Source organism: Arsukibacterium sp., from assembly GCF_036735525.1.
Classification (GTDB): Bacteria; Pseudomonadota; Gammaproteobacteria; order Enterobacterales; family Alteromonadaceae; genus Alishewanella.
On record NZ_DAINOE010000184.1, the window covers coordinates 1 to 1,329 of the forward strand.

General features: G+C 47.4%; 3 protein-coding genes. 1 reads left to right on the forward strand and 2 read right to left on the reverse strand.

Annotation, left to right across the window (positions count from 1 at the left end; translation table 11 throughout):
- Positions 1-147 (forward strand): cysteine peptidase family C39 domain-containing protein, encoded by a 147-nt coding sequence (locus V7D78_RS17025; protein ID WP_442886750.1) that lies wholly within the window; start codon positions 1-3, stop codon positions 145-147.
- Between the two features lie 112 nt (positions 148-259).
- Here the strand turns inward: V7D78_RS17025 and V7D78_RS17030 are convergent, their stop codons facing one another.
- Positions 260-523: a transposase gene (locus V7D78_RS17030; protein WP_333609647.1), complete on the reverse strand. Its 264-nt coding sequence runs from the start codon at positions 521-523 to the stop codon at positions 260-262.
- A gap of 18 nt (positions 524-541) precedes the next feature.
- Positions 542-1,329: IS66 family transposase (gene tnpC, locus V7D78_RS17035; RefSeq protein WP_333609648.1), on the reverse strand; the 788-nt coding region annotated here is incomplete at its 5' end.

Here is a 1,329-nt window from a genome sequence, read left to right on the forward strand (position 1 = left end):
ATGCAGTTGGCTAACCAGCTGGGCTTAACGCCGCGTGCCTTAAAGCTGGATTTAGACGACTTAAAAAACCTACGAACACCCTGCATTTTGCACTGGGAAATGAACCATTTTGTGGTGCTAAAAAAGTGCATCGCAAGGGTTGCGTGATTGACGGCATTATGGCCATTACCGTGCTGATTATGATGTATCTCTATAGCCCGCAGTTAGTAAGCGTTCATTTTAGGACGTATTGACGCCTTGCAGATTTATGCCAACCAACCTACACGTCTTTCATGATCTGTACCAGTCCTGGTGGCATTTTCCACTGGCGATTATCGTCACTGACCACCATCACTGATTTCTTGTTGATTTTGATAACCACGCCGAACACTTGACCTTCCTTAGCTTTGAAGTGCACTTTTTGGCCTAAGCGTAACTGACTCAGGACATTAATATCGTTTTGCAAACGCAAGTACTCAATCCGTTTCCAGATAAGCTCGTGCAAGTCGTGTAATTCGTCTAAGGTTAGGTCTTCTATGCGCATATCGCCTCCGTCTGGAGGCTATTCTACCGAAGTGACGGGTAAAGCAAAGAGGTCAGAGCGTAGCGGATTGTCGGCGAACTTGGATTTCCAATACCGTGGTGTCAGCTCATGTACCAAACTGGCAGGATGCTGACTAATACGCAGCAGCACATCGGTCAGATAGTCGTTCACATTGATATCATGCAAGCGGCAGGTGACTATCAGGCTTTGAATAACGCCAACATGCTCAGCACCGATTTCGGTCCAACAGAACAGCCAATTTCTTCTACCCATAGGAATGGGCCTGAGCGCTCGCTCCAGATGGTTCGTATCCAGTGGTACAGCAGGGTCTTCAAGGAATACCCGCAGTGCCATTTCTTTGCTTTTTACATAGCCAATCGCTTTATAGAGGGGGTCTTTGGGCAGCAGCGTCAGGTTATGCAGGGTGTCATCACACCACTTAAAGAAGCGGTCAACCACCGGTTTGCTGTGCGTAAGCCGGTATTGGCGTTTTTTGTCATCGGTCAGTTTTTTGTTTCGGATAGTCTCTTCTATCTCATACAGCTTAGCTATCAGGCTTATTGCTTCTTTGGCCTGTTGTGGCCAGCTGTTTTCGGCTTCAATAAATTGCCGGCGACTGTGCACCCAACACTGGGCATGGGTTAAGCCCTCATTGGCTTTGATATAACTGGCATAGGCACTGTAGCCATCGCTTAATAAGGTGCCTTTAAAGCGATGTTTTAATATCTCTTCGATATGCTGCCGCCCGCGGCTGGTGGAGAAGGTAAAAACGATTTCATCCTTATCGCCATACACCGGCCAGAAGT

Excerpts from the sequence above, each read along its gene's own strand:
- V7D78_RS17030 (WP_333609647.1), bottom strand. The coding sequence starts at position 523 with ATGCGCATAGAAGACCTAACCTTAGACGAATTACACGACTTGCACGAG.
- V7D78_RS17025 (WP_442886750.1), top strand. The coding sequence starts at position 1 with ATGCAGTTGGCTAACCAGCTGGGCTTAACGCCGCGTGCCTTAAAGCTG.